Genomic DNA, 25,237 nt, shown 5'->3' on the forward strand with positions numbered 1-25,237 from the left:
AAATATCGCGCACCGTTTTTTTCGGAGAATTCCATGCCGCATTCGTCGTCGGGCGCGCCGCTCGATCCCGCCGCCTTCATCCACAGCCAGATCCGCACGGTGCCGGACTGGCCGCAGCCGGGCGTGCAGTTCCGCGACATCACGACGCTGCTGCAGAGCCCGAAGGCGCTGCGCGTGCTGGTCGACCTGTTCGTCGAGCGCTATGTGGACGCGAAGCTCGACTACGTCGCGGGCCTCGACGCGCGCGGCTTCATCATCGCGCCGATCGTCGCGTACGAGCTGAGCGTCGGCTTCGTGCCGATCCGCAAGGTCGGCAAGCTGCCGTACAAGACCCGCTCCGAGTCGTACGAGCTCGAATACGGCAGCGCGACCGTCGAGATCCATGAGGATGCGTGCCGGCCCGGCGACCGCGTGATCGTGATGGACGACCTGATCGCGACCGGCGGCACGATGATGGCGGGGCGCAACCTGCTGCAGCGGCTCGGCGCGGTCGTCGTCGAGGGCGCGGCGATCATCGACCTGCCGGATCTCGGCGGCTCGGCGCTGCTGCGCGATGCAGGACTGCCCGTGTACACGGTTACCGAGTTCTCCGGCCACTGAGCGCCGGCCCACCCAGCGAGGCCACGATGCCGAATTTCATGCTGTTTCTCGCCACGTCGATCGCGATCACGTTCGCGCCCGGCCCGGACAACCTGCAGGTGCTCGCGCGCGGCATCTCGCAAGGCCGCGCGGCCGGCCTCGTCGCCGCGCTCGGCTTTGCCGCCGGCGTGACGTTCCACACGACGCTCGCGGCGCTCGGCGTCGCGGCGGTGCTGCGCTCGTCGCCGGTCGCCTTCCAGATCCTGAAGCTCGCGGGCGCCGCGTACCTGATCTGGATCGGCATCAAGGCGCTGCGCAGCCAGGGCCTCGCCACCGCGCACGAGCGCGCGCCGCAGCCGCTGTGGTCGATCTTCCGCCAGAGCGTGATCGGCAACCTGATGAACCCGAAGGTCACGCTGTTCTTCGTCGTGTTCCTGCCGCAGTTCGTCGATCCGCACGGCGCGCAGCCCGTGACGCTGCAGATGTTCGAGCTCGGCGCGCTGTTCATGCTGCAGACGGCCGTGGTCTTCTCGCTGTTCGGCGTGTGCGCCGGCGCGATCGGCACGTGGCTGAAGCGCCGGCCGAAGGCGGGCGTGTGGCTCGACCGGATCGCCGGCGCGACGTTCATCGCGATCGGCATCCGCGTCGCGCTGAAGGACTGACGGAGCGGCCGATGACGTTTCCCTGCATTGCCGCCGCGCGCCGCTTCGACCCGGCCGCGCACCTGCGTTTCGTGATCGCCGGCGTGGCCGTGGGCTGGGTGCGCCGTGCCGATGTCGCGCGGCTCGCCCGCTGGCCCGACGTGTTCGAGCTGTCGGACGACCGCGTCGTGCTGTCCGAGCGCTACGACACGGTCGACGCGCGCAGCATGGCGCTCGCGAGCGCGATCGGCGCGCTCGCGGCCGAAGGCGCGATTCCCGGCTGGCGCGACGAGATCTACGCGATCCGCAACCGCTTCGACGATCCGCCGCTCGCGTACATCGAGCGGGCCGCGTCGCGCTTCTTCGGCACGCAGACTTATGCGGTGCACCTGAACGGCATCGTAGAATATGCGGCTCCATCGGACGCGCCGCGGATGTGGCTCGGCCGCCGCAGCGCGACCAAGGCGACCGACCCCGGCATGCTCGACAACGTCGTCGCGGGCGGCATCGGCTGGGGCCTCGGCGTTCACGAGACGCTGGCCAAGGAGTGCTGGGAGGAAGCGGGCATTCCGCCGGAACTGGCGGCGCGCGCGATCGCGGGCCGCGCGGTGCAGGTGCTCTGCTCGCTGCCGGAAGGGACGCAGTCCGAACTGATCTTCGTCTACGACCTGCCGCTGCCGCGCGACTTCGCGCCGCACAACCAGGACGGCGAGGTCGCCGAACACCTGCTGGCCGGCGTGCCCGAGGTGATCGGCTGGCTGCGGGGCGGCCAGGCGACGATGGACGCGAGCCTCGCGATGCTCGACACGCTGCTGCGCCACCGCTGGCTCGCCGCCGGCGACGCGGCGGGCATCGACGCGCTGTTCGCGCCGGTGGCCTGAGCGGCTGTCCGGCGGCCCGGCGCGGGCCATTTCACGAATACGGAAACGAAGGGAGTAACGGTCATGTCGGCCGATCACAGCTTTATCCTGAAACTGTCGTGCCCCGACCGGCACGGCATCGTCCACGCGGTCTCGGGCTTCCTGTTCGAGCGCGGCAGCAACATCCTCGATTCGGCGCAGTTCGGCGACAGCCGCACCAGCGAATTCTTCATGCGCGTGCATTTCGACCAGGACGGCAACGGCGCGGACGCCGCGACGACGCTCGACGCGCTGCGCACGCAGTTCGCGCCGCTCGCCGAGCAGTTCGCGATGCGCTGGGAGCTGCATGACGCGGCGGTAAAGCCGCGCGTCGTGATCATGGTGTCGAAGATCGGCCATTGCCTGAACGACCTGCTGTTCCGCTACCGCACGGGCCAGCTGCCGATCGAGATTCCGGCGATCGTGTCGAATCACAAGGAGTTCTACCAGCTCGCCGCGAGCTACGACATTCCGTTCCATCACTTCCCGCTCGTCGGCGGCTCGTCCGACGCCGCGAAGGCCGCGCAGGAAGCGCGCGTGCTGGAAGTGATCGACGAGCACCAGGCCGACCTCGTCGTGCTGGCGCGCTACATGCAGATCCTGTCGCCGAACCTGTGCAAGCAGCTCGCCGGGCGCGCGATCAACATCCACCATTCGTTCCTGCCGAGCTTCAAGGGCGCGAAGCCGTACTACCAGGCGTTCGACCGAGGCGTGAAGCTGATCGGCGCGACTGCGCACTACGTGACGACCGACCTCGACGAAGGCCCGATCATCGAGCAGGAAGTGGAGCGCGTCGACCACAGCATGACGCCGGACCAGCTGACCGCGATCGGCCGCGACGTCGAGTGCGTGACGCTCGCGCGTGCGGTGAAGTGGCACGTCGAGCACCGCATCGTGCTGAACGGGACGAAAACCGTCGTGTTCCGCTGAGCCGACGCTCGCAGCCCGAAAACGACAACGCCGCGCCCGGCAACGGGCGCGGCGTTTTTTCGTCGCGTGCGGCGGCGCGCGCTCAGATCAGCCGCAGCGCATGCAGCTCGCGTTTCAGGTACGCATAGAAGATCGGCGCGGCGATCACGCCCGGCAGCCCGAACGCGGCCTCCATCACGAGCATCGCGAGCAGCAGCTCCCACGCGCGCGACTCGATCTGGCTGCCGATGATTTTCGCGTTCAGGAAGTACTCGAGCTTGTGGATCACGATCAGGAAGACGAGCGACCCGATCGCGGTGCCCATGCTCACCGACAGCGACACGGCGACGATCAGCGTGTTCGAGATCAGGTTGCCGATCACCGGCAGCAGGCCGACGATGAACGTGATGAGCACGAGCGTCTTCGACAGCGGCAGCCGCTCGTGGAAGATCGGCAGCACGACGAGCAGGTAGATGCCCGTGAAGAACGCGTTGATCGCCGAGATCTTGATCTGCGCGAACACGATCCGGCGGAACGCGTCGGAGAAGCGCGACACGCGCGTGACGAGCGCGGTCGACAGCGGCATGCGCGGCTTGTTGTGCTCGACGCCGATCGCGATCATCGCGCCGATGATCATCCCGAACAGCACATGGCCGAAGCCGCGCGCGACGTTCTTGCCGCTCTGCTGGAGCTGGTCCATGTGGGTGTTCATCAGGACGGCGGCCTTTGCCTTCATCTGCTCGACGTCGACCGGCAGCAGGTTCGCGATCCAGGCCGGCGTGCGGGCGCGGGTCTGCTCGACGATCTGCATCAACTGGCCGAGCAGGCTCTGCAGGTTCGGCACCGTGTGCTCGAAGTGCTCCATGATGCCGATCGTCAGGCCCGTGAGCGCGCCGACGATCGTGACGGACAGCAGCACGACCGCGACCCAGCGCGCGCGCTGGCTCGTCGTGTGGCGCTCGATCACGGGCGCGATCATGTGGACGAGCTGGTAGACGAGCAGGCCGGCCAGGAGCCCGCCGAGCAGCTTCAGCTCGAGGATGAGCACCATCGCGACGATCGCCAGCAGGTAGCTGCCGATCTCGATTGCCGACAGCCTCGGCAGGCTGAAGTCGCTCGTCAGCCGGACGCTGCGCAGGTGCGGCTCCTTGTTCTGCCCGTCGCGTGGTGTCTCTTGTTGCTTTTCCATCGTTTCTTCCTGTGTCGCTTGCTCCGGCCCCATGCGGCGCGGCCGGACGGGCGGCGTTCGCCTCGTGCGCACCCGGTCGGTGCGGGCGAGCGAACCTTACGACCGTAAAGTATAGCTGCCATTTTGGGCGCAAAACCGGCGGTTGGCGGCTGGCGAAAGCACGGACGGGAAAACGATGACGCGCGGCGGGCAGTTGCGGCCCGGCGCGGGAGAGGGGAGGGGCGCGCGGCCGACCGGCCGCGCGCGATGCGGGGCGGGGTCAGCCCGCCGCGACTTTCCGGGTGGTGCGCTTGAGCAGCGGCGCGAGGTACTTGCCGGTGAAGCTCGCCTTGGTCTTCGCGACCTGCTCGGGCGTGCCCTGCGCGATGATCTGGCCGCCGCCCGCGCCGCCTTCCGGGCCGAGGTCGATCACCCAGTCGGCCGTCTTGATCACGTCGAGGTTGTGCTCGATGATCACGACCGTGTTGCCCTGGTCGCGCAGCCGGTGGATCACCTCGAGCAGCAGCGCGATGTCGTGGAAGTGCAGGCCGGTGGTCGGCTCGTCGAGGATGTACAGCGTGCGGCCCGTGTCGCGCTTCGAGAGTTCGAGCGACAGCTTCACGCGCTGCGCCTCGCCGCCCGACAGCGTGGTGGCCGACTGGCCGAGGCGGATGTAGCCGAGGCCGACGTCGAGCAGCGTCTTCAGCTTGCGCGCGACGACCGGCACCGCGTTGAAGAACTCGTACGCGTGCTCGACCGTCATGTCGAGCACTTCGCTGATGTTCTTGCCCTTGTACTGGACTTCGAGCGTCTCGCGGTTGTAGCGCTTGCCGTGGCAGACGTCGCACGGCACGTAGACGTCCGGCAGGAAGTGCATCTCGACCTTCAGCACGCCGTCGCCCTGGCACGATTCGCAGCGGCCGCCCTTCACGTTGAACGAGAAGCGGCCCGGATCGTAGCCGCGCTCCTTCGAGGTCGGCACGCCGGAGAACAGCTCGCGGATCGGCGTGAACAGGCCCGTATAGGTGGCCGGGTTCGAGCGCGGCGTGCGGCCGATCGGCGACTGGTCGACGTTGATCACCTTGTCGAAGTGCTCGAGACCCTCGATCGCCTCGTGCGGCGCCGGCTCGGCCGACGAGCCGTACAGGTGGCGCGCGACCGCGTGGTACAGCGTGTCGTTGATCAGCGTCGACTTGCCGGAGCCCGACACGCCGGTGATGCAGGTCAGCAGGCCGACCGGCAGCTCGAGATCGACGTGCTTCAGGTTGTTGCCGTGCGCGTCGACGATGCGCAGCATGCGCTCCGGATCGGGCCCGATCCGCTCGTCCGGATACTCGATCGTGCGCTTGCCGACGAGGTACTGGCCGGTCAGCGACTGCGCGTTCGCCTGCACTTGCTTCGGCGTGCCCTCGGCGACCACCACGCCGCCGTGCTCGCCCGCGCCGGGGCCCATGTCGACCACGTAGTCGGCGGTGCGGATCATGTCCTCGTCGTGCTCGACGACGATCACCGAGTTGCCGAGGTCGCGCAGATGCTTGAGCGTCGCGATCAGGCGGTCGTTGTCGCGCTGGTGCAGGCCGATCGACGGCTCGTCGAGCACGTACATCACGCCGGTCAGGCCCGAGCCGATCTGCGACGCGAGCCGGATGCGCTGCGCCTCGCCGCCCGACAGCGTTTCCGCGCTGCGCTCGAGCGACAGGTAGTCGAGGCCGACGTTGTTCAGGAAGGTCAGGCGCGCGACGATTTCCTTGATCACCTTTTCGGCGATTTCGCCCTTTGCGCCTTCGAGCGTCAGGCCGTCGAAGTAGCCGAGCGCGTCGCGCAGCGGCCAGCCGCTGATTTCATAGATGGCGCGCGCGTAGTCGCCCGCGCCGACCCGCACGTGGCGCGCCTCGCGGCGCAGGCGGGTGCCGTCGCACGACGGGCACGGCTGGTTGTTCTGGTATTTCGACAGCTCCTCGCGCACCGCGACCGAATCGGTCTCGCGATAGCGGCGCTCGAGGTTCGGGATGATCCCCTCGAACACGTGCTCGCGGATCGTCGTGCGGCCGCGCTCGTTGATGTACGAGAACGGGATCGTCTGCTTGCCGGAGCCGTACAGCAGCACCTTCCTGATCTTCTCGGGCAGATCCTCGAACGCGGCGTCGATGTCGAAATCGTAGAACGCCGCGAGGCTCTGCAGCATCTGGAAGTAGAACTGGTTGCGCCGGTCCCAGCCCTTCACCGCGCCCGCGGCGAGCGACAGCGACGGGTGCGCGACGACCCGCTTCGGGTCGAAGAACGTGATCTGGCCGAGGCCGTCGCATTCCGGGCACGCGCCCATCGGGTTGTTGAACGAGAACAGGCGCGGCTCGAGCTCCTGCAGCGAGTACGAGCAGACCGGGCACGCGAACTTCGAGCTGAACAGGTGCTCCTTGTCGGTATCCATCTCGAGCGCGATCGCGCGGCCGTCGGCGAGGCGCAGCGCCGTCTCGAACGACTCGGCGAGGCGCTGCTTCATGTCCGGGCGCACCTTGAGACGATCGACGACGACGTCGATCGTGTGCTTGTCGTTCTTCTTGAGCTTCGGCAGCGAATCGACCTCGTAGATCTTCGCGACGCCTTCGTTCGCGGCGCCGCCGCCCGAGCGCACGCGAAAGCGCACGAAGCCCTGCGCCTGCATGTCCTCGAACAGCTCGGCGTGCTCGCCCTTGCGATCCGCGACGACCGGCGCGAGGATCATCAGCTTGGTTTCCTCCGGCAGCGCGAGCGCGGCATCGACCATCTGCGACACGCTCTGCGCTTCCAGCGGGATGTCGTGGTCCGGGCAGTACGGCGTGCCGACCCGTGCGTACAAAAGTCGCAGGTAGTCGTGGATCTCGGTGACCGTGCCGACGGTCGAACGCGGGTTGTGGGACGTCGCCTTCTGCTCGATCGAGATCGCGGGCGACAGGCCCTCGATCAGGTCGACGTCCGGTTTCTCCATCAGTTGCAGGAACTGGCGGGCGTACGCGGACAGGCTTTCCACGTAGCGGCGCTGGCCTTCGGCATAAAGGGTGTCGAACGCGAGCGACGATTTGCCCGACCCGGACAGCCCGGTAATCACGATCAGCTTGTGGCGCGGCAGGTCGAGATTGACGTTCTTCAGGTTGTGGGTGCGCGCCCCACGGATACGGATTTGTTCCATGAACCTGGCAAAAAGGAGGGGAACCAAACCTGCTACTATAACGGCTTTTCGAGACCGTCGTTCGGGGCTCCCGACCTTTGCAGCAGCTGTCAGCAAGGCGGCCGCGCACGCCGGGATGGCCGCCGCGCCACACGGCCTTGCGTGCGCCGCAACGGCTTGCCGACGGCTCGCGCCGCGCCCGGCCGATCGCCCGGGCCACGGCGCTGATCTTCCGCCGTCCGCCGCCGGGCGGCCATTCCGATCATTCGAAATTCATTCCCGATGTCCAATCCGTCCGCCACGTCTTCCCGCATGAGCGCGCCCGAGTTGCGCGCGACCACGTCGCTCGCGGCGATCTTCGCGCTGCGCATGCTCGGCCTGTTCATGATCATGCCGGTATTCTCGGTCTACGCGAAAACCATCCCGGGCGGCGACAATGTGCTGCTCGTCGGCATCGCGCTCGGGGCCTACGGCGTCACGCAGTCGCTGCTCTACATCTTCTACGGCTGGGCGTCCGACAAGTTCGGCCGCAAGCCGGTGATCGCCACCGGCCTGGTGATCTTCGCGATCGGCAGCTTCGTCGCCGCGTTCGCGCACGACATCACGTGGATCATCGTCGGCCGCGTGATCCAGGGGATGGGCGCCGTGTCGTCCGCGGTGCTCGCGTTCATCGCCGACCTGACCTCCGAGCAGAACCGCACCAAGGCGATGGCGATGGTCGGCGGGTCGATCGGCGTGTCGTTCGCGGTCGCGATCGTCGGCGCGCCGATCGTATTCCATTGGGTCGGGATGAACGGGCTGTTCGCGCTGGTCGGCGTGCTGTCGCTGCTCGCGATCGGCGTCGTGCTGTGGGTCGTGCCCAATGCGCCGAAGCCCGTGCACGTGCCGGCGCCGTTCGCCGAGGTGCTGCACAACGTCGAGCTGCTGCGCCTGAATTTCGGCGTGCTCGTGCTGCATGCGACGCAGACCGCGCTGTTCCTCGTCGTGCCGCGCCTGCTCGTCGACGGCGGGCTGCCGGTCGCGTCGCACTGGAAGGTCTACCTGCCGGTGATGGGGCTCGCGTTCGTGATGATGGTGCCGGCGATCATCGTCGCGGAAAAACGGGGCAAGATGAAGCCGGTGCTGCTCGGCGGCATCCTGGCTATCCTGATCGGCCAATTGCTGCTGGGCAGCGCGCCGCATACCATCCTGATGGTGGCGGCGATCCTGTTCATCTATTTTCTCGGCTTCAACATCCTGGAAGCTTCGCAGCCTTCGCTGGTGTCGAAGCTCGCGCCGGGCTCGCGCAAGGGCGCGGCCACGGGCGTGTACAACACGACGCAATCGATCGGGCTCGCGCTCGGCGGCGTCGTGGGCGGCTGGCTGCTGAAGCACGGGGGGGCGAACACGGTGTTTTTTGCCTGCTCTGGCCTCGTCGCCGCGTGGCTTATAATCGCGGCCAGCATGAAAGCGCCGCCGCGCAAGGCCTGACCCTTATCCGGGCTCGCATCGGCGGGGCTTGCCGGGCTGCCCGGCGGGCCGGCTCGACGTGATCCGCGAGCGGCCCGGCATCGAATCTATTGGAGAAACACATGGCATCCGTCAACAAGGTCATCCTCGTCGGCAATCTCGGCGCCGATCCTGAAGTCCGTTACCTGCCGAGCGGCGACGCGGTTGCGAACATCCGTCTCGCGACGACCGACCGCTACAAGGACAAGGCGAGCGGCGAATTCAAGGAAATGACCGAGTGGCATCGCGTCGCGTTCTTCGGCCGCCTCGCGGAAATCGTCAGCGAATACCTGAAGAAGGGTTCGTCGGTGTACATCGAGGGCCGCATCCGCACCCGCAAGTGGCAAGGCCAGGACGGCCAGGACCGTTACTCGACCGAAATCGTCGCCGACCAGATGCAGATGCTCGGCGGCCGCGGCGGTTCGGGCGGCGGCGGTGGCGGTGACGAAGGCGGCTACGGTGGTGGCTACGGCGGCGGTGGCGGTGGCGGCCGTGGCGAGCAGATGGAACGTGGCGGCGGCGGTGGTCGTGCCGGCGGCGCGGCGCGTGGCGGTGGTGGCGGCGGTGGTGCACCGAGCCGTCCGAGCGCGCCGGCTGGCGGCGGGTTCGATGAGATGGATGACGATATTCCGTTCTGACGATTACCGTTGATTTGCGTAAAAAAAAGCCTGTAACCTTCGCGGTTACGGGCTTTTTGTTTGGTCTTTGCGATTCTCTATCGTGCTGGCGTTACATCCTGTGTTGCCCGCGGCCCAAGGCGGTGACGACGCCCTTCTTGTTGAAGCGCACGGTGAGGTTGTCTTCCTGCATCGATTTGCCGAGCATATTCGCGATCGGGACAAAGGCGATGGCATTGGAAGCCTCGCCACATTTCCATCCATGTCCCGAGGTGTTCCATGGCCGCGTCCTATCTCGACCCCGTGCTGTTCATCGCCGAAGGCGACGCCTACCCGCTCGACTGCGCGCGGTTTCCCTACCTCTACAACAATCAGGGCCGATGCGAGCAGTACGCGCAGCCGCGAGGCACGGAGATCGCGCTCGCGCCCGACGACCCGCTGCAGGACATGGGCACGCGATACACCGGCATCAGCTGGCGCGAAAAGCGCATTCCGACGCGTGATGGCGGCTACCTGATCAAGGCATTCGATTTCGGCGCCGAGCTGGTCGAGTACCGGCCGCTCCGGGCCACGCAGGCGACGGCGCAGGCGTTCGGCATGACCTTGCTGCGCGCCGGCGAGTGCATCCGTTTCGAATACGACAGGCTCGTATGCGGGCAGTACACGTATGGCCAATGGGCAGGCCACCAGTCGCCGTATCTCGAGCCCGGGCGGCGACGCGAGCTGCTGACGTACAACCCGACGGACCTCGAGTACCACGACTTTCCGCACGTGTTCTTTTCGCGTCATCGCAGCGTGCCGCTGGTGATCAGCGTTGCCCGCTGGCGGCCTTACGCACACGAGATCAGTCTGGCCGACTTGTGGCTTGCACCGGGCGATGCGCTGGTCCTGCCGCCGCAACGCTTTCCCGAGCCGCTTCCTGCCGGTGCCTCGAAGCATGATGCGCGGCGGGCGGTCGTCAATTTGCATGGCAACCGCAATTCGGCGCTGGCGTGCCGATTGCTGGGCGGCGAGCACGCGTTGCTCACCGAGACGATCCTCGGCAACGCGGATGTGATGCAGGGCGCGACGACACGGCCGCATTACCACGAGGAGCAAACGCCGACCCGACATACGCAGCCGGCGCGCGGCGGCGACTGACTTCACAGACCCATCGCACGGTACGTCCCTGCTGCGGTCCTGCCGAAGTTTCCGGCGAGGCCGCCGCGCTGCATGCGCGTGACGGCGGCGAGAACCGGGATGACGAACGTCCCGGGCAATGACGCCAGTGAAATCCGGTCGATTGACGTCCATGCTCCCGGCGCAAAAAATGAATTCGAACGTTACGCCGGCGTATTTCCCTGAAGTGACGCATGTCGATCGCCTTTCTGGCGCTGGAGTTCATCATGCCTTTGATTTTTCACGATCCCGTCGTTGTCAACACCGATAGCAGTCCTGCCGATCAATTCGTCGAGAGCGCAGGCGCCGGTTTCGATCTGGGATATACCGAACCGAGCTACATGGGAACCGTCGCGTTGCAGCGCAGGACCCGCTTCGGCGCCGCGCCGCCCGTGACGATTCCGTTGCACGACGTGGCGATCACGCCGATCGGCGGGGCCCATGGCGGCTACCGCGCGTCGGTCGGCGCGGTGCACAACCACGATTTCTCATGGCGGATCGAGCTGCCGCCGAAACCTGGCGACCAGTACATCGTCAACGGCAACGTCCGTCTCGGCTGGAAATCGAAAGCCTATCCGATCGACCGGGTGCTCACGCTGTGCCGCGAATTCAAGCGCCAGTTCCCCGCCCGTTTCAGCGACCCCCTGCCCGATGCGACGCAGTACAGCAGCGGCATCGTCTATCTGCTGCCCGCTCCATCGGTCAAGTCGTTCTTCGATCACATCGAGAATCATGAATATCAGCATGTGGCCGATCACCGCTGGCTGGCGGAGCAGATATTCGGCCCGATCGACCGTTGGGCCCAGGTCGCAAGGCAAAAGAACCTCGTATTCGAATCCGACAGCCGTACCGAATTGCTGGCCGCAGTCCAGTTTCCGGGAAACTGCGCGATAAGCGGGACGCGCATCTACGAGTATTGGCAGAAATGTATCTCCGCAAGCGGGGATCTGTATCACCATACGGCGGCAGGCGCCGCTCCGAACGTAACGCTGATGCGATATCACGCCAGCAACAACGATCCGCGGATCCTCGTCGTCGTATTCGAGATCTCGGCCGCGCAGCCGATCGGCGACACCGGCCTGTATTCGCCGCCGCACCATGCATTCGCGCTGAGCGGAGCCGGGCGCGCGCTGGACGGGAACGAGCCGCCGCTGCAATACGGGACCGTCGTCGATCGCACGATCCCCACGCCCGACGTCGCGGGCGCGGCGGATCACGCGGTATTCGCGATCGGCGGCGGCCCGGTGGTCGATCTCGATACGAGTTCGCTGTATCGGGATGACACAAAGAAGAAGTGATCGACGAATGCCACGCGTGCGCCGGCCGGCAGGTTGCGAACCGGTGCGCGCGTGGGCGGCCCGTGGCGGCGTCGAGGGTTCCCGAGCGGGCCGACAGGCCGGGTTCGGGATGCGAGCGGCGGGATCCGCGCCCGTCCGCGTTTCGCGGACACGTCGCGCCCCGCCATGCATCGGCAGTCCCATCGAGTCATGCGAGAACCCATGGCCTACATTATTCAGAACGTGCAAGGTCCTGCGCCGCTGGCGGTTGGCGAGCGTATCTGGGGAGACGCGACGGAAATCAACTTCGGCGCGATGACGAGCTGCATCGCGCTCGTCGAGCAGACGCCGGGCCAGTCGATGTCGGTGCGCGGAATCCACCTGTCGATCGTCAGCGGCGACGGCACGCCGGTCTACGATCCGGCGTCGAACGTGGCCGGACAGGTCGACACGATCATGCAGCAGAGCGGCAACCTGCGCGCGTGCCTCGGGCGCATCGACGTCTGGCAGGCCAGCCAGTCGCACGCATTGCGGGACTTCTTCGCCGGGCTGATGCGGAGCCTCGACATGACGACCTGGGTGCAGTTGCCGGACGGCAACCTGCGGGTGCGGTTCAACAGCGGCGTGATCCAGTACCAGCAGGGCAGCGGCGCGTGGACCGACGTGTAGCCGGGCGGGACGCGCGGCGGCCCCGGCCGGCCGCGCGCATCGCGCACTTTTTCCCGGTGCATTGACGTGCGGCAGTGAACGGCGCAAAAGTCGCGCGACGTCATGCGGCCGCCATTATTGTTCGACTATGCTTGATGTTTTGGCGCTTCGACCAAGGGGGGGACCATGCGGCGTGTCGTGTTCAACCAGAAGGGTGGCGTAGGCAAGTCGACGATCGTCTGCAACCTCGCCGCGATCAGCGCGAGCGAAGGGCTGCGCACGCTCGTCATCGACCTCGACGCGCAGGCGAACTCGACCCAGTACCTGCTCGGCGAGCGCGCCGCGGATACGGCCCCGACCGTCGCCGACTTCTTCGAGACCGCGCTGACGTTCAACTTCCGGCCGGTCGACGTCGCATCGTTCATCCATTCGACCCCGTTCGAGAACCTCGACGTGATGCCCGCGCATCCCGATCTCGACGCGCTGCACGGCAAGCTCGAATCGCGCTACAAGATCTACAAGCTGCGCGACGCGCTGAACGAGCTCGACGCGTACGACGCGGTGTACATCGACACGCCGCCCGCGCTGAACTTCTATACGCGCTCCGCGCTGATCGCGGTCGAGCGCTGCCTGATCCCGTTCGACTGCGACGACTTCTCGCGCCGCGCGCTGTATACGCTGCTCGAGAACGTGAAGGAGATCCAGCAGGACCACAACGCGGCGCTCGAAGTGGAAGGGATCGTGATCAACCAGTTCCAGCCGCGCGCGAGCCTGCCGCAGCGGCTCGTCGACGAGCTGGTCGGCGAAGGGCTGCCGGTGCTGGCGTCGCGGCTGTCGTCGTCGGTGAAGATCCGCGAATCGCATCAGCAGGCGACCCCCGTCATTCATCTCGAGCCGGGCCACAAGCTCGCGCAGGAATTCCGCGCGCTGCACCAGGAACTGGCCGGCTGACGCCGCGTTCGCGGCCGCGCATCGCGACCCGCCCCCAGAGCTTGATATGACCCCGCATTGCGGGGTCGATGCATTTCGTCTTTTCCCGAATTTTGAAAATGAATGTGAAAACGATTCCGAATAACAATTTGGAAAATCGATTTCATTCGTGTGATTTCACCCATAAACATGTTGTGCATGAGCGTGCACCAATTGCGAATAATCAATATAAGCGACACGTAAATGTTCCCTTTCAGTAGGCATGGCGTGCGGTAAGAAAGTCAAAAATCGTTTCAATGCAAGCGATTGTCACGTGTCCCCTAAAAAAATTACCGCCCGACCCGGTTGGCGTGGGATCTGGCGTGTTAGGGTTTATCCTAGGCATTAATGCCATTGGATTGACAATTTATCGTTCTAGAATGGGCGCTCTAAACTTAGCGCATTCAATGATGGATGTGCGATAAATTAAGGATCGGGCGAATGGTCCGATTTTCTTTTTTCCTCCATTAACTCTCGCATTGTTACCAGGAGCGTGCAGATGTCCGTTTTCGCCCAAGAAAAACTCATTGCCGATTACCAGGCCGGCGTTGCTGCCTGGTTCGCTGCCGTGCACCCGGCGCTCCGCGGTTTCGAGGCGGTGGTCGACCTCAACCTGCAGGCGACCAAGGCCGCGCTCACGGAGTACGAAGACACCCTGAAGGACGCCTTCACCGGGCAGAACCCGGCGGAATTCTTCACGCGCCAGCTCGGCGCGTCGCAGCAGGCGGTCACCAAGGTCGCATCGTATGGCCGCCACCTGTTCGACATCGCGACGACTACCCAGGCCGAATTCGCGAAGATCGCGCAGGTGCAGTACGAGCAGAACGACAAGCGCCTGAAGGACCTGCTCGGCGAGCTGACGAAGCATGCGCCGGCCGGTTCGGCGCCGGTCGTTGCCGCGCTGAATTCGGCGCTGTCGGCGGCGAGCGTCGCGGCAGAAACGGTGCGCGCGGCGACGGGCCAGGTGATCGAGGCCGCGCAGAGCGGCTTCGACGCGGTCGGCGCAGCGGCGCGCACCGGCAAGCCGGCAGCCGCCGCCCGCAAGGACGCAGCCCCGCGCGAAGCGGCGGCGTAACCCCGCGTCGCGCTTCGGCGCAACGCACCGACCGGCGCGATCCGCAGCCGGATGCCGCGTGTGCCGCGCGGGGTCCGGCGGCGATCTTCGCCGGCCGCCGTTCTCCACGGCGGACACGCGCGCAACCGCGTCCGGCACCGGACGCCGTTGCGGCGGCGAGCAAGGCCCGACCGGCGCGAGCCGGCGGCGCAACAGCAATGTGACTCTGATGCAGGAATCGAACATGACGGACGTAGTGATCGTATCGGCCGCGCGGACCGCGGTCGGCAAATTCGGCGGCGCTCTCGCGAAGATCGCGGCGCCGGAGCTGGGCGCAACGGTGATCCGCGCGGTGCTGGAGCGCGGCGGCGTGAAGCCGGAACAGATCAGCGAAGTGATCCTGGGCCAGGTGCTGGCGGCGGGCTCGGGCCAGAACCCGGCGCGCCAGTCGCTGATCAAGGCGGGGCTGCCGAGCGCGGTGCCGGGGATGACGATCAACAAGGTGTGCGGCTCGGGCCTGAAGGCGGTGATGCTGGCGGCGAACGCGATCATTGCCGGCGACGCGGACATCGTGATCGCGGGCGGCCAGGAGAACATGAGCGCGGCGCCGCACGTGCTGCCGGGCTCGCGCGACGGGTTCCGGATGGGCGACGCGAAGCTGGTCGACACGATGATCGTCGACGGCTTGTGGGACGTCTACAACCAGTACCACATGGGCATCACGGCGGAGAACGTCGCGAAGGAATACGGGATCACGCGCGAAGAGCAGGATGCGTTCGCGGCGCTGTCGCAGAACAAGGCGGAAGCGGCGCAGAAGGCCGGGCGCTTCGACGACGAGATCGTGCCGGTGGCGATTCCGCAGCGCAAGGGCGAGCCGCTGCAGTTCGCGACGGACGAGTTCGTGCGCCACGGCGTGACGGCGGAGTCGCTGGCGGGGCTGAAGCCGGCGTTCGCGAAGGACGGCACGGTGACGGCGGCGAGCGCGTCGGGGATCAACGACGGCGCGGCGGCGGTGCTGGTGATGTCGGCGAAGAAGGCGGAAGCGCTGGGCCTGAAGCCGCTCGCGCGGATCAAGGCGTACGCGAACGCGGGCGTGGATCCGAGCGTGATGGGGATGGGCCCGGTGCCGGCGTCGCGGCGGTGCCTGGAGCGCGCGGGCTGGACGCCGGGCGACCTGGACCTGATGGAGATCAACGAGGCGTTCGCGGCGCAGGCGCTGGCGGTGCACAAGCAGATGGGCTGGGACACGTCGAAGGTGAACGTGAACGGCGGAGCGATCGCGATCGGTCATCCGATCGGGGCGTCGGGCTGCCGGATCCTGGTGACGCTGTTGCACGAGATGGTCAAGCGCGATGCGAAGCGCGGGCTGGCGTCGCTGTGCATCGGCGGCGGGATGGGCGTCGCGCTCGCGGTCGAGCGCGACTGAGCATCGCCTGAAGACACGGCACGTTCGCGGTGCATGCGCGCGCCGCGAGCGTGCCATACGGCATTCGCGCCGGACGAGCAGTTCACAACAAGCGGCGCGATTTTGCGATGCGCTGGGTGGTGCAGGCGCATCGAAGCGGTGTGTGCGGCGGCGAGTGCCACGTTGCCGCGCCACATCATCGATCACTTTTCTTGTCGGTAAACTATAGGATGACTAAGCGAATTGCAGTTGTGACAGGTGGAATGGGCGGCCTTGGCGAATCGATCAGCATCCGATTGCACGACGCGGGCTACCGGGTGGTCGTCACGTATTCGCCGAACAACAGTGGCGCCGACCGCTGGTTGACCGAGATGCATGCGGCCGGCCGCGAGTTCCACGCGTATCCGGTGGACGTGGCCGATCACGACTCGTGCCAGCAATGCGTGGCGAAGATCGTGCAGGAGCTCGGCCCGATCGACGTGCTGGTGAACAACGCGGGCATCACGCGCGACATGACGTTCCGCAAGCTCGACAAGGTCAACTGGGACGCGGTGATCCGCACCAACCTCGATTCCGTGTTCAACATGACCAAGCCGGTGTGCGAAGGGATGGTCGAGCGCGGCTGGGGCCGGATCGTCAACATCTCGTCGGTCAACGGCTCGAAGGGCTCGGTCGGCCAGACCAACTACGCGGCCGCGAAGGCCGGCATGCACGGGTTCACCAAGTCGCTCGCGCTCGAGGTCGCGCGCAAGGGCGTGACGGTGAACACGGTGTCGCCCGGTTATCTCGCGACGAAGATGGTGACGGCGATTCCGCAGGATGTCCTCGACACGAAGATCCTGCCGCAGATTCCTGCCGGCCGGCTCGGCAAGCCCGAGGAAGTCGCGGGGCTGGTCGCGTATCTGTGCTCCGAGGAGGCGGCCTTCGTGACCGGCTCCAACATCGCGATCAACGGCGGCCAGCACATGCATTGACGCGCGGCGGCCCGGGGCGCGCACTTGCGCGCCCGGGCCGTGCTCCCGCTGGATCCAGCGCCGGGGCAGCGCACGTGTACGCGATGACGATGACGGACGCGCCGACGAGGCGCGTCCGCCGCGGCCGTCTGCGATCGCAGGCGCGTGCGCAGCCACGGCTTCACGTTCCGGAGTACGCATGGGTGACACCTGGATGGGGTTCGTGATCGGCGGTGCGGCGCTCGCCGTCGCGCTGACGATGATGGTCGTGCTCTACTGGCTCGAGCGGCGCCGCGCGCGCCTGCTGCGCGAGCTCGATCATCGCGATTGCTGGCGCGCGGCGTATGGCGGGCGTCCCGCGTGCGGCCCGGCCCGGCGCGCGCGCCGGACCGGCGGCAGGGCGGCCTGAACGGCAGCGTCGCGGCGCAGCCTGGCGCTGCGTCGCGACGCACGGCTCAGTCGCTGCCGTCCTTGTGGAAGACCCGCTTCGTCGTGCGCTTGGTGGCGTCCCAGCCTTCGCGCGACGCATGCTTCGTCGCATCCCAGCCTTCGCGCGACGCATGCGCGACGCCGTGGCCGACGGCCTTCGCGGCGCTCGCCGTCGCGTGCCCGAAGCTGCGCGCGGCCTCGCCGGTCTTGTGCGCGGCTTCTTTCGAATCCCGCTTGATGTCCTGTTTCACCTCGGACAGATCCGCGTGCGCGATCGGGCTGATCAGCGCCAGAACGAGCGCGGTGCAAATGAATTGACGACCTTTCACGATCGGGTTCCCATCAACGTTGTCATCGAATGTCCGCGCCGCCGGCAGCCGGCGGGCGCAGCGTGGCGGCCGCCGATGCATCGAGCATCACCGTGGCGCGGCCGGTCAGCAGCACGCGTTCGCCGCAGCGAAGCGTGAAGCCGTAGAGCACGGTGACGGCGTCGCCGCCGATCCGCTCGGCCTCGACGGTCAGCGGCGCGTCGCAGGTGTCGAGGCGCTCGACGAACGCGTCGACGCCGCGCACGCTCGCGAGAAAGCCGGCGCGCGGGCGCGCGTGCGGCGCGCCGACGAGCGCGCCGTGCACGGCCATCGCCTGCGCCGCGTACTCGATCCCGCACACCGACGCGAGGCGGCCGTGCGCGCGCAGCGGATTGCGCGGGTCGCGGTGGCTCGTCGCGCTGCAGCGGATTCGCGTGTCGTCCCATGCATCGACCGTGTCGAGCACGCACATCGCGCCGTCGTGCGGAATGTGCGCGGCGATCCACGCGTGGTCGAGCGTCGTGCCGGCAGCGAGCGTCATCGCGCGCCCTCCGCGAACGCATCGGGCATCGCGATGTCGACCTGCACGCGCGTGTCGTCGAGATAGTCGAGCACGACGCGCGTCGTGCGCCGCGCGGCCAGCGCGTCGAGCAGCGGCAGCGCGCGCGCGGCCGGATTGCCGGTGCGCAGCGCTTCGAGGCCGGGCGACGCGAGCGTCGTCGCGGGCGCGTCGGTGAGCCGCAGGTCGATGCGCGCGAGGGTCCCGGCGCTCGCCTGCGGCGCGAGCACGAGCGCGACGCCGAACGCGTCGACGATCGGCCGCACCGCGCGCAGCGGTTCCGGATAGTCGGTGTCGTACGCGATCAGCAGGCTCGGCACGTGGTCGACCGTCACCTGGCAGACGCTTTCGAGCAGCCCCGCGGCGAAGCTGCCGTCGTACGCGCACAGCACGTTCGACGTGGCCATCGCGCCGGTCGCGATGCTCCAGTAGCCGGCCGGCGCGTTGTGCACGGAATTGTGGAAGCGCGTCGGCGACAGGTGGCGGTCGTCGCTCGCGAGCGTCTCGCAGATCGCGTGGCAGTTCTGGCCGTCGCCGCCCGATGCGCTGAACACGGTCGCGAGTGTCGCCGCGTCGCGGCCGCTCGCCGCGACCGCCGCGTGGCCGGCCGCGAGCGCGACCCGCACGGCCGGCCCGGTGCGCCGCCGCTCGGCCGGCGGCAGGCCGGCCGGCGGCGGCAGCACGGTGCGCGCGTGCGTGTAGGCGGCGCGTCCGGCGAGCACGTCGGCTGCGTGCGGCCAGTCGGTCAATCCCGGCCCGATCAGGCCGATGCTGTCGATGAAGGCGCTCAGTGTCATGACGGTGGTCAGCGGCGTGCGCGGTCCGCGCGGCCGAGCAGCAGGCTGCAGTTCGTGCCGCCGAAGCCGAACGAATTGCTGAGGACGGCACGCACGCGCGCGTCGCGGCTCGCGAGCAGGTAGCCGGGCGCGAGCGCGGGGTCGGGGTGCGTCGTGTTGACGCCGGCCGGCACGAACTGGTCGCGTAGCGCGAGCGCCGCGACGACCGCCTCGAGCGCGCCGGCCGCGCCGAGCGTATGGCCGGTCGCACCCTTCGTCGAGCTGCACGGCGTGCGCGCGAACAGCGCGCCGACCGCACGGCTTTCGGCCGCGTCGTTGCTCGGCGTCGCGGTGCCGTGCAGGTTGAGGTAGTCGACGTCGTCCGCGCGGCAGCCCGCCGACGCGAGCGCCTGCTCGATCGCGGCGCGCGCGCCGAGCCCTTCCGGGTGCGGCGACGACATGTGATGCGCGTCGCTCGATTCGCCGATGCCGAGCAGCAGGACCGCGTCGTCAGCAAGCCGGTCGGGCGCGTCGGGCGCACGCTCGACGAGCGCGAACGCGGCCGCCTCGCCGATCGAGATCCCGTCGCGCGCGACGTCGAACGGCCGGCACGGGCGGCGCGACAGCAGTTCGAGCGAGTTGAAGCCGTACAGCGTCGTCAGGCACAGCGAATCGACGCCGCCGACGATCGCCGCATCGATCAGCCCCGCGTCGAGCATGCGGCGCGCGGAGCCGAACACCTTCGCGCCGGACGAGCACGCGGACGAGATCGCCGCCGCCGGGCCGCGCAGCGCGAAATACGCGCGCACGAACGCGGCGGGCGAATACGGGCTGTGGGTCTGCGCGTAGCGGAAGTCGGCCGGCAGCGCGCCGCTTTGCGGGTCGCGGTGCCGGTACGCGTGCTCCGTCTCGAGGATGCCGGCCGTGCTCGTGCCGACGAACACGCCGACGCGTTCGGCGCCGTAGCGCGCGACGGCCGCCGCGACGCGCTCGGCGAAGCCGTCCTGCACGAGGCCGAGCTGCGCGAGGCGGTGGTTGCGGCAGTCGAAGGCGGCGAGGTCGGCGCGCACCGGCTGCGTGTCGACGCCTTCCACCGCGCCGATCCAGGTGTCGAGGTCCGCGTGCTCGAAGTCGCATCGCGTGAGGCCGCCGCGGGCGCTGCGCAGCGCGGCGACGGTCGCGTCGAGGCCGCGGCCGATGCAGCTGGTGGCGGTGAAATGCGAGAGCAGGAGAGGTTTCACGAGGGTCGAATCCGATGGCCGGTCGGGGCGCCGTGGTGAGGCCGGGCGGCGCGCCGAGTGCGCTTCAATTTTATCAAACGGGGGGTGTCGGGCCGGGCGCCGACGGCGGCTGCGGCGCAAGCGCGGCGCGCAGCGTGGTCCAGCGTAACTGCGCGTCGGCCGCCGCGCGCAGCACGGCCGGCAGCACGTCGAGCACGACCGGTTCGCCGCGCGCGTCGCGCGCCGCGTGGCCGTCGTGCACCAGCAGGATGTCGCGCGGCGCGAGCCCGTGCAGCAGGCGGCGCGTGATCGTGCCCGCGTCGTGCGCGCGCGTGTCGAAGCCGCGCCGGGTCCAGCTCGCGAGCTGCAGGCCGAGTTCGCACAGCACCGGTTCGAGAAACGGATTGCGCAGGCCCGCGGGCGCGCGGAAGAACAGCGGGCGCGTGCCGCCCAGCTCGGTCAGCGTGCGCTGCGCGGCGTCGATCTCGCGCCGCAGCGCGGCCGGCCCCGACAGCGAGAACGTGTGCCGGTGCCGCTGGCTGTGGTTCTCCAGCGCATGGCCGCGCGCGACGATCGCCTCGATCCATCGCGGGTAGCGGCGCGCTCGATCGCCGATGCAGAAGAACGTCGCGCGCGCACCGTACTGGTCGAGCAGGTCGAGCACGCGCGGCGTGACGTCGGGATCGGGGCCGTCGTCGATCGTCAATGCGATCGTGCGGCCGGCATGCTCCGGCAGACGCGTCCAGTTCGGGCCGAGCAGCGTGCTGCGCGGCCACAGGCCGGCGGCCGTCAGCGCGAGGTGCGACGCAACGACGCCGCCGGCCGCCCACGGCCACGCGGCCGGCTGCGCGACGACGGCCGCCGCCGCGCCCGCATGCAGCGCGGCGGCGCCCGCGATCAGCGGCGTCGGCTTCCAGCGGCGTGCGGCGCCGGGCGGCGGCGATACGGAGGCGGGTACGTTCATGTGTTGCGTTCCGATGGAGGCGAGGCGGCCGGCCGCGGCGCGAGGATCGCGGCAAACGCCAGCGCGAGCATCGCGCCGGGGCCGACGGTGAGGCCGAAGGTTTCGAGCATCGGCACGTGCGACAGCGCGAGCAGGCCGAAGCCGGCGACCGTCGCGAGATTGGCGACCAGCAGCGACACCAGCGTGTGGGGCGTGACCGGCTGCGCGTCGCCGCGCTTGCAGAAGAACAGCGCGTAGTTCGAGCCGACCGCGACGATCAGCAGCATCCCGACCAGGTGCAGGATCGTCAGCGGCACGCCGGCGAGCGCGAAGCCCGCGGTCACCACCAGCACCGCCGCGACGAGCGGCGCGAGCGCGCGCGCGGCGCGCCGCGGCGAGCGCAGCGCGGCCAGCAGCAGCACGGCGATCGCGGCGAAGCCCGCGAGCGACAGCCGCAGATCCTCGCGCACGTAGTTCACGTACAGGCTGTCGGCTTCCGCCTTCAGGTCGACGAACAGCGCGCCGGGAACGCCTGCGCGCATGACGGCGGCGCGGATCGGCGCGGCGTCGAGGCTCGGCGCGGCGGGCGCCGCATGTGCGACGTCGGGTGCCCGCAGCGGCAGCATCGCGCTCCAGCGGCCGGCGCGTTCGGTCAGCAGCGCGTCGACGGCCAGCGCCATCGACGTGCCCTGCAGGTCCGCGCGCGTGAGCAGCGGCGCGTGGCGCGCGGCGGCGACATCGGCGACGAACGGCGCGAACAGGTCCGGCTTCACCGCGATCGGCTGGTTCGCGACCGCGTCGTGCATGCGCGCGGCGAGCACGTCGGGCTGCGGCAGGCTCGCCTGCCGCGCGCGCTGCGCGGCGTCGCTCGGCAGGAAGCGCGCGGGGGTGTCGAAGCCCGCGAGCGTGCCGCCGTCGACGAGCGGCTGCAACTGCGCGGCCACCTTCTCCGCGCCTTCGAGCGCGGCCTGCTCGGTCGCGGCCGGGATCACGACGAGGTAGCGCACGTCGGGCGCGCCGACATCGGCGCGCAGCCGAGCGTCGAGCGCCTGCGCGCGCGCGGGCACCGGGCTCAGCGCGGCGAGTTCGCGGCTCCACAGCCCGTCGCGATGCAGTGCGAGCACGGCGCACGCGGCCAGCACCAGCGCCGCGAGCGGCCAGCGCAGGCGCGGGGCCGCCGCCGCCGCGCGCGCGAGCCGCGCGCCGGCGCGCGACACGTCGCGCATCGCGACATCCCCGTCGTACAGATGCGGCAGCACGAAGCGCGTGACGAGCGCGGCGGCCGTCAGGCCGGCGATCGAAAACAGACCGATCTGCACGAGCCCCGGGAACCCCGAGAACAGCATCGACGCGAAGCCGCATACGGACGTCAGCACGCCGAGCCGGATCGTCGGCCAGTACGCGGCGAGCCACGCGCGCGTCGCATCGGCCGGGCGTGCCGCCGGGTGTGCCGAACCGCGCGGGGCCGCCTGCGCGGATTGCACGAACAGGTAGATCGAGTAGTCGACCGCTTCGCCGATCAGCGTGCTGCCGAAGCCGAGCGTCAGCCCGTGGACGGTGCCGAACGCGACGCTGACCGCCGCGATGCCGGCCGCGATGCCCGACAGCACCGGCAGCAGCCCGAGCGCGAGCGTGCGCAGCGAGCGGTACAGCGTCAGCAGCAGCGCGACGATCAGCAGCGCGCTCAGCGTCGACAGGCGCTCGACGTCGCGCCGGATCGTGTCGCGCGCGTCGACCGAGAACACGCCCGGGCCCGTCATCGCGAGCGTATAGGCGGCCGCGTCCGGCGTCGCCGGCCGCGCGGCGGCGAACGCGCGCCGCACCGCATCGATCGCGCGCGCCTGCGCGTCGGTGTCGGCGCCGGCGGCGGCCGTCTGCGCGATGAGCACCGCGCGCGTGCCGTCGCGCGACGCCCAGACGCCGTCGCGCAGCGCGGGCTGCGCGCCGCTGTCGAGCTGGCCGACGAGCGCGGCGACTTCGCCGGTCGGATCGCGCGGCAGCAGCGCCTTCGTCACGAGGCCCGCGGACGAGCCCAGCAGATCGAGGCTGTCGCCGAGCGCCCGGTGCAGGCCGTCGGCCGAGAAGCGCTGCGGCGTCACGGCCGGGCTCAGCAGGTAGCGGTGGTCAAGCACGAACTGCTGGTCGCGCGTGTCGTCGGCCGCCTCGCCGTTGTTGACCGTCGCGAACTGCGGGTCGACGCGCAGCTGCGCGGCCATGCGGCGCGACAGCGCGGCGCGCGTCGCCGCGTTGCCGCCGTCGATCGCGACGAGGATCAGCCGCGACACGACGCCGTCGCGCAACTGGTCGACGAGCACGCGCTGCCCGGCGCTCGGCGCGCGCGGCAGGAACGCGGACAGGTCGGCCGTGAAGCTCGCGCGGCCGATCGCGAACCCGCACGCGAGCAGGCCCAGCAGCCACGCGAGCACCGCGCGCTGCCGCAGCGCGCGCAAGCCTCGGGCGACGGGGGCGGGCCGGGTGCGTGGGTTCATCAGTTCGGCGTCGCCGGCAGCGGTTGCAGCCGCATCAGCGAACGATCGCCGTCGGCCTGGCGGATCGCGACGCGGCGCAATGCGTCGCGTGTGCCGTCGAGCGTGATCGTGCTCACGACCTTCAGCATCCGCGCATCGAGCGGCGTGAGCGTGAGCGTCCAGTCGTCGCCGCGCCCCGACAGCGCGACCTTGTACACCTGCTCGAGCGCGAAGCGGTTGCCGGCGAGCGTCGCGCGGATGCTGTCGATGAACGCGCCGAGCTCCGGATAGCGCGCGAGCGCGAGCGTGTATTTGCGGTTGTTGCGCTCGACGCTCAGCATGTCGCCGTCGACGACGAGGTGTTCGGGCTTCGGGCTCAGCGTGTGCTTCTCGAGATGGTCGGGCGCGACGAACACCAGCTCGCCGGACGATTCGACCGGCTGCGCGGCGATCGACAGGTACTTGGTCTCGGTGAACGTCGCACGCCCGGCCTTGCGCTGCGCGAGCGTCGACATCAGCCGGTCGAGCGTCCACGGCACGTCGGCGTCGGCCGCATGGGCCGGGACGACGATGGCCAGCGCGGCGGCGGCGACGGCAAGCGCTCGGGCGGCGCGGCGCAGCGCGCGCGGGGTGGGCAGAAGGGCGGTCATGCGTCAGCGATTCCTCACGGCGGGCAGGCCGGTTCGCGCGGGCGCGTCGTCGCGACGCGCGGCGCCGCCGCCGTCCTGCCAGAAGTCGAAGTAGTTGAACCAGTTGTACGGCGCCGCGCGGCAGTAGCGCTCGAGCAGCGCGACATAGCGCGCGAGCGCGGCGTCGACGGCGGCCGCGCGCGTGTCGCGGCGCACGTCGGAGAAATCGGCGAGCCGCTCGAAGTGCACGTCGTAGCGGTTGCCGTCGCGATAGAGGCCGGTCATGAAGATCACCGGGCGCCCGAGCATCGCGGCCATGTACAGCGGGCCGAGCGGGAACGCGGCCGGCGCGCCGAGCAGGTCCAGCCGCCGCACCGATGCCGCGGCGTCGTCGTGCAGCGTGCGGTCGGCGAGCATGCCGACCAGGCAGTTCGCGTCGAGGCGCTCGCGCACCTTCAGCATCGAGTCGACCTGCCCGAGGCTGATCACGTCCGGCTTCGCGGCGGGATTCACCGCGGCTAGCGTCGCGTTGATCTTGCGCGCGTTTTCCTCGTACATCGTGACGGCGACGCGCAGGCCCGGCCGCGTGCGGCCGAGCGCACGCACGACCTCGAAGCTGCCGAGGTGCGCGCCGATCAGGAACGCGCCGCGCCCGTCCGCGAGCGCGGCTTCGACGAGCGCCTCGCCGTGCAGCCGGACGTCGAACAGGTCGAAGCGCGCGTTCATCAGGTAGATGCGGTCGTGGATCGTCGCCGCGAACGTGAACACGTGCCGGTACACGTCGAGCCAGCGCGCGGGCCGGCCGAGCACGCGGCGCAGGTAGTCGCGCGACGCCGCGGACGCGGCCGGCGAGAACAGCACGAAATACGCGGCGACCAGATGCAGCACGACGCGTGCGGCGCGCCGGCCGAAGCGCAGCGAGATCCACGTCATCGCGCGCAGCAGCAGCGTGTTGCTGCGTTCCTGGCGCTCGGCCCATGCGGTGCGCTTCACGG

24 protein-coding genes are annotated in these 25,237 nt (G+C 69.0%); 14 read left to right on the forward strand and 10 right to left on the reverse strand.

Features of this window, described 5'->3' with window-relative positions; translation table 11 throughout:
* The first annotated feature begins 33 nt into the window (after positions 1 to 33).
* From ABFO07_RS04550 to purU, 4 genes are all read left to right on the forward strand, one after another.
* A complete protein-coding gene (locus ABFO07_RS04550; protein WP_059891264.1) occupies positions 34 to 600 on the forward strand; it encodes an adenine phosphoribosyltransferase in 567 nt (188 codons plus the stop codon).
* A 26-nt stretch (positions 601 to 626) separates the two neighbouring features.
* Positions 627 to 1,241: a LysE family translocator gene (locus ABFO07_RS04555; protein WP_017334249.1), complete on the forward strand. Its 615-nt coding sequence runs from the start codon at positions 627 to 629 to the stop codon at positions 1,239 to 1,241.
* 11 nt (positions 1,242 to 1,252) lie between these two features.
* The gene (locus ABFO07_RS04560; protein WP_059891265.1) at positions 1,253 to 2,101 is read left to right on the forward strand and encodes an NUDIX hydrolase; all 849 of its coding nucleotides are present in this window, start codon (positions 1,253 to 1,255) and stop codon (positions 2,099 to 2,101) included.
* A gap of 63 nt (positions 2,102 to 2,164) precedes the next feature.
* The gene (gene purU, locus ABFO07_RS04565) at positions 2,165 to 3,049 is read left to right on the forward strand and encodes a formyltetrahydrofolate deformylase (protein ID WP_059566561.1); all 885 of its coding nucleotides are present in this window, start codon (positions 2,165 to 2,167) and stop codon (positions 3,047 to 3,049) included.
* An 82-nt stretch (positions 3,050 to 3,131) separates the two neighbouring features.
* On the opposite strand, the gene ABFO07_RS04570 is transcribed toward purU, so the two are convergent.
* Together ABFO07_RS04570 and uvrA are read right to left on the reverse strand one after the other, a co-directional pair.
* Positions 3,132 to 4,217, reverse strand: coding sequence for an AI-2E family transporter (locus ABFO07_RS04570; protein ID WP_059911403.1), 1,086 nt, complete (start codon positions 4,215 to 4,217; stop codon positions 3,132 to 3,134).
* 259 nt (positions 4,218 to 4,476) lie between these two features.
* On the reverse strand, positions 4,477 to 7,362 hold the full coding sequence (uvrA, locus tag ABFO07_RS04575) for an excinuclease ABC subunit UvrA (RefSeq protein ID WP_059566563.1): 2,886 nt from the start codon (positions 7,360 to 7,362) through the stop codon (positions 4,477 to 4,479).
* A 261-nt stretch (positions 7,363 to 7,623) separates the two neighbouring features.
* Between uvrA and ABFO07_RS04580 the strand changes: the two genes are divergently transcribed.
* From ABFO07_RS04580 to ABFO07_RS04625, 10 genes are all read left to right on the forward strand, one after another.
* Positions 7,624 to 8,811 (forward strand): MFS transporter, encoded by a 1,188-nt coding sequence (locus tag ABFO07_RS04580; RefSeq protein WP_059885328.1) that lies wholly within the window; start codon positions 7,624 to 7,626, stop codon positions 8,809 to 8,811.
* A 101-nt stretch (positions 8,812 to 8,912) separates the two neighbouring features.
* Entirely contained in the window at positions 8,913 to 9,467 is a 555-nt protein-coding gene (locus ABFO07_RS04585; RefSeq protein ID WP_060027722.1) for a single-stranded DNA-binding protein, read from the forward strand.
* Between the two features lie 258 nt (positions 9,468 to 9,725).
* On the forward strand, positions 9,726 to 10,586 hold the full coding sequence (locus tag ABFO07_RS04590; RefSeq protein WP_347468429.1) for a hypothetical protein: 861 nt from the start codon (positions 9,726 to 9,728) through the stop codon (positions 10,584 to 10,586).
* Positions 10,587 to 10,798: 212 nt separating this feature from the next.
* Positions 10,799 to 11,902 carry a hypothetical protein gene (locus ABFO07_RS04595; protein WP_060352099.1) on the forward strand — a complete coding sequence of 368 codons (1,104 nt, stop codon included), beginning with the start codon at positions 10,799 to 10,801 and terminating at the stop codon, positions 11,900 to 11,902.
* Positions 11,903 to 12,103: 201 nt separating this feature from the next.
* A complete protein-coding gene (locus ABFO07_RS04600) occupies positions 12,104 to 12,550 on the forward strand; it encodes a hypothetical protein (protein ID WP_347468431.1) in 447 nt (148 codons plus the stop codon).
* 165 nt (positions 12,551 to 12,715) lie between these two features.
* Complete coding sequence (locus tag ABFO07_RS04605) at positions 12,716 to 13,480, forward strand: ParA family protein (protein ID WP_059566571.1); 765 nt, start codon at positions 12,716 to 12,718, stop codon at positions 13,478 to 13,480.
* A 517-nt stretch (positions 13,481 to 13,997) separates the two neighbouring features.
* The gene (gene phaP, locus ABFO07_RS04610; protein ID WP_124519333.1) at positions 13,998 to 14,573 is read left to right on the forward strand and encodes a TIGR01841 family phasin; all 576 of its coding nucleotides are present in this window, start codon (positions 13,998 to 14,000) and stop codon (positions 14,571 to 14,573) included.
* A 223-nt stretch (positions 14,574 to 14,796) separates the two neighbouring features.
* The gene (locus ABFO07_RS04615) at positions 14,797 to 15,978 is read left to right on the forward strand and encodes an acetyl-CoA C-acetyltransferase (RefSeq protein WP_059985311.1); all 1,182 of its coding nucleotides are present in this window, start codon (positions 14,797 to 14,799) and stop codon (positions 15,976 to 15,978) included.
* Positions 15,979 to 16,187: 209 nt separating this feature from the next.
* Positions 16,188 to 16,931 carry an acetoacetyl-CoA reductase gene (gene phbB, locus ABFO07_RS04620; RefSeq protein WP_059566158.1) on the forward strand — a complete coding sequence of 248 codons (744 nt, stop codon included), beginning with the start codon at positions 16,188 to 16,190 and terminating at the stop codon, positions 16,929 to 16,931.
* A gap of 178 nt (positions 16,932 to 17,109) precedes the next feature.
* Positions 17,110 to 17,319 (forward strand): hypothetical protein, encoded by a 210-nt coding sequence (locus ABFO07_RS04625; RefSeq protein WP_059879960.1) that lies wholly within the window; start codon positions 17,110 to 17,112, stop codon positions 17,317 to 17,319.
* A 46-nt stretch (positions 17,320 to 17,365) separates the two neighbouring features.
* On the opposite strand, the gene ABFO07_RS04630 is transcribed toward ABFO07_RS04625, so the two are convergent.
* From ABFO07_RS04630 to ABFO07_RS04665, 8 genes are all read right to left on the reverse strand, one after another.
* Positions 17,366 to 17,668: a hypothetical protein gene (locus ABFO07_RS04630; RefSeq protein WP_059566156.1), complete on the reverse strand. Its 303-nt coding sequence runs from the start codon at positions 17,666 to 17,668 to the stop codon at positions 17,366 to 17,368.
* Between the two features lie 22 nt (positions 17,669 to 17,690).
* Positions 17,691 to 18,188 (reverse strand): hotdog family protein, encoded by a 498-nt coding sequence (locus tag ABFO07_RS04635; RefSeq protein WP_059566155.1) that lies wholly within the window; start codon positions 18,186 to 18,188, stop codon positions 17,691 to 17,693.
* Positions 18,185 to 19,003, reverse strand: coding sequence for a beta-ketoacyl synthase chain length factor (locus ABFO07_RS04640; protein WP_347468437.1), 819 nt, complete (start codon positions 19,001 to 19,003; stop codon positions 18,185 to 18,187). The genes ABFO07_RS04635 and ABFO07_RS04640 overlap by 4 nt, the downstream gene beginning before the upstream one ends.
* An 8-nt stretch (positions 19,004 to 19,011) precedes the next feature.
* A complete protein-coding gene (locus ABFO07_RS04645) occupies positions 19,012 to 20,223 on the reverse strand; it encodes a beta-ketoacyl-[acyl-carrier-protein] synthase family protein (protein ID WP_347468438.1) in 1,212 nt (403 codons plus the stop codon).
* 73 nt (positions 20,224 to 20,296) lie between these two features.
* Complete coding sequence (locus tag ABFO07_RS04650) at positions 20,297 to 21,166, reverse strand: polysaccharide deacetylase family protein (protein WP_060026896.1); 870 nt, start codon at positions 21,164 to 21,166, stop codon at positions 20,297 to 20,299.
* Positions 21,163 to 23,634: an MMPL family transporter gene (locus ABFO07_RS04655; RefSeq protein ID WP_347468440.1), complete on the reverse strand. Its 2,472-nt coding sequence runs from the start codon at positions 23,632 to 23,634 to the stop codon at positions 21,163 to 21,165. Before ABFO07_RS04655 ends, ABFO07_RS04650 begins: the two co-directional genes overlap by 4 nt.
* On the reverse strand, positions 23,634 to 24,263 hold the full coding sequence (locus ABFO07_RS04660; protein ID WP_059985206.1) for an outer membrane lipoprotein carrier protein LolA: 630 nt from the start codon (positions 24,261 to 24,263) through the stop codon (positions 23,634 to 23,636). Before ABFO07_RS04660 ends, ABFO07_RS04655 begins: the two co-directional genes overlap by 1 nt.
* 3 nt (positions 24,264 to 24,266) lie before the next feature.
* Positions 24,267 to 25,235 carry an acyl-CoA synthetase gene (locus ABFO07_RS04665; RefSeq protein WP_347468641.1) on the reverse strand — a complete coding sequence of 323 codons (969 nt, stop codon included), beginning with the start codon at positions 25,233 to 25,235 and terminating at the stop codon, positions 24,267 to 24,269.
* Positions 25,236 to 25,237: the final 2 nt, after the last annotated feature.

This window comes from Burkholderia stagnalis, from assembly GCF_039848545.1.
Lineage (GTDB): Bacteria > Pseudomonadota > Gammaproteobacteria > Burkholderiales > Burkholderiaceae > Burkholderia > Burkholderia stagnalis.

What these genes read in the sequence shown, in the direction of transcription:
- ABFO07_RS04635 (WP_059566155.1), bottom strand. Translation starts at nt 18,188, where the DNA reads ATGACGCTCGCTGCCGGCACGACGCTCGACCACGCGTGGATCGCCGCG.
- phbB (WP_059566158.1), top strand. Translation starts at nt 16,188, where the DNA reads ATGACTAAGCGAATTGCAGTTGTGACAGGTGGAATGGGCGGCCTTGGC.
- ABFO07_RS04625 (WP_059879960.1), top strand. Translation starts at nt 17,110, where the DNA reads ATGGGTGACACCTGGATGGGGTTCGTGATCGGCGGTGCGGCGCTCGCC.
- ABFO07_RS04655 (WP_347468440.1), bottom strand. Translation starts at nt 23,634, where the DNA reads ATGAACCCACGCACCCGGCCCGCCCCCGTCGCCCGAGGCTTGCGCGCG.
- ABFO07_RS04640 (WP_347468437.1), bottom strand. Translation starts at nt 19,003, where the DNA reads ATGACACTGAGCGCCTTCATCGACAGCATCGGCCTGATCGGGCCGGGA.
- ABFO07_RS04550 (WP_059891264.1), top strand. Translation starts at nt 34, where the DNA reads ATGCCGCATTCGTCGTCGGGCGCGCCGCTCGATCCCGCCGCCTTCATC.
- ABFO07_RS04560 (WP_059891265.1), top strand. Translation starts at nt 1,253, where the DNA reads ATGACGTTTCCCTGCATTGCCGCCGCGCGCCGCTTCGACCCGGCCGCG.
- ABFO07_RS04600 (WP_347468431.1), top strand. Translation starts at nt 12,104, where the DNA reads ATGGCCTACATTATTCAGAACGTGCAAGGTCCTGCGCCGCTGGCGGTT.
- ABFO07_RS04590 (WP_347468429.1), top strand. Translation starts at nt 9,726, where the DNA reads ATGGCCGCGTCCTATCTCGACCCCGTGCTGTTCATCGCCGAAGGCGAC.
- ABFO07_RS04585 (WP_060027722.1), top strand. Translation starts at nt 8,913, where the DNA reads ATGGCATCCGTCAACAAGGTCATCCTCGTCGGCAATCTCGGCGCCGAT.
- ABFO07_RS04615 (WP_059985311.1), top strand. Translation starts at nt 14,797, where the DNA reads ATGACGGACGTAGTGATCGTATCGGCCGCGCGGACCGCGGTCGGCAAA.
- phaP (WP_124519333.1), top strand. Translation starts at nt 13,998, where the DNA reads ATGTCCGTTTTCGCCCAAGAAAAACTCATTGCCGATTACCAGGCCGGC.
- uvrA (WP_059566563.1), bottom strand. Translation starts at nt 7,362, where the DNA reads ATGGAACAAATCCGTATCCGTGGGGCGCGCACCCACAACCTGAAGAAC.
- ABFO07_RS04595 (WP_060352099.1), top strand. Translation starts at nt 10,799, where the DNA reads ATGTCGATCGCCTTTCTGGCGCTGGAGTTCATCATGCCTTTGATTTTT.
- ABFO07_RS04605 (WP_059566571.1), top strand. Translation starts at nt 12,716, where the DNA reads ATGCGGCGTGTCGTGTTCAACCAGAAGGGTGGCGTAGGCAAGTCGACG.
- ABFO07_RS04580 (WP_059885328.1), top strand. Translation starts at nt 7,624, where the DNA reads ATGTCCAATCCGTCCGCCACGTCTTCCCGCATGAGCGCGCCCGAGTTG.
- purU (WP_059566561.1), top strand. Translation starts at nt 2,165, where the DNA reads ATGTCGGCCGATCACAGCTTTATCCTGAAACTGTCGTGCCCCGACCGG.
- ABFO07_RS04570 (WP_059911403.1), bottom strand. Translation starts at nt 4,217, where the DNA reads ATGGAAAAGCAACAAGAGACACCACGCGACGGGCAGAACAAGGAGCCG.
- ABFO07_RS04555 (WP_017334249.1), top strand. Translation starts at nt 627, where the DNA reads ATGCCGAATTTCATGCTGTTTCTCGCCACGTCGATCGCGATCACGTTC.
- ABFO07_RS04650 (WP_060026896.1), bottom strand. Translation starts at nt 21,166, where the DNA reads ATGAACGTACCCGCCTCCGTATCGCCGCCGCCCGGCGCCGCACGCCGC.
- ABFO07_RS04660 (WP_059985206.1), bottom strand. Translation starts at nt 24,263, where the DNA reads ATGACCGCCCTTCTGCCCACCCCGCGCGCGCTGCGCCGCGCCGCCCGA.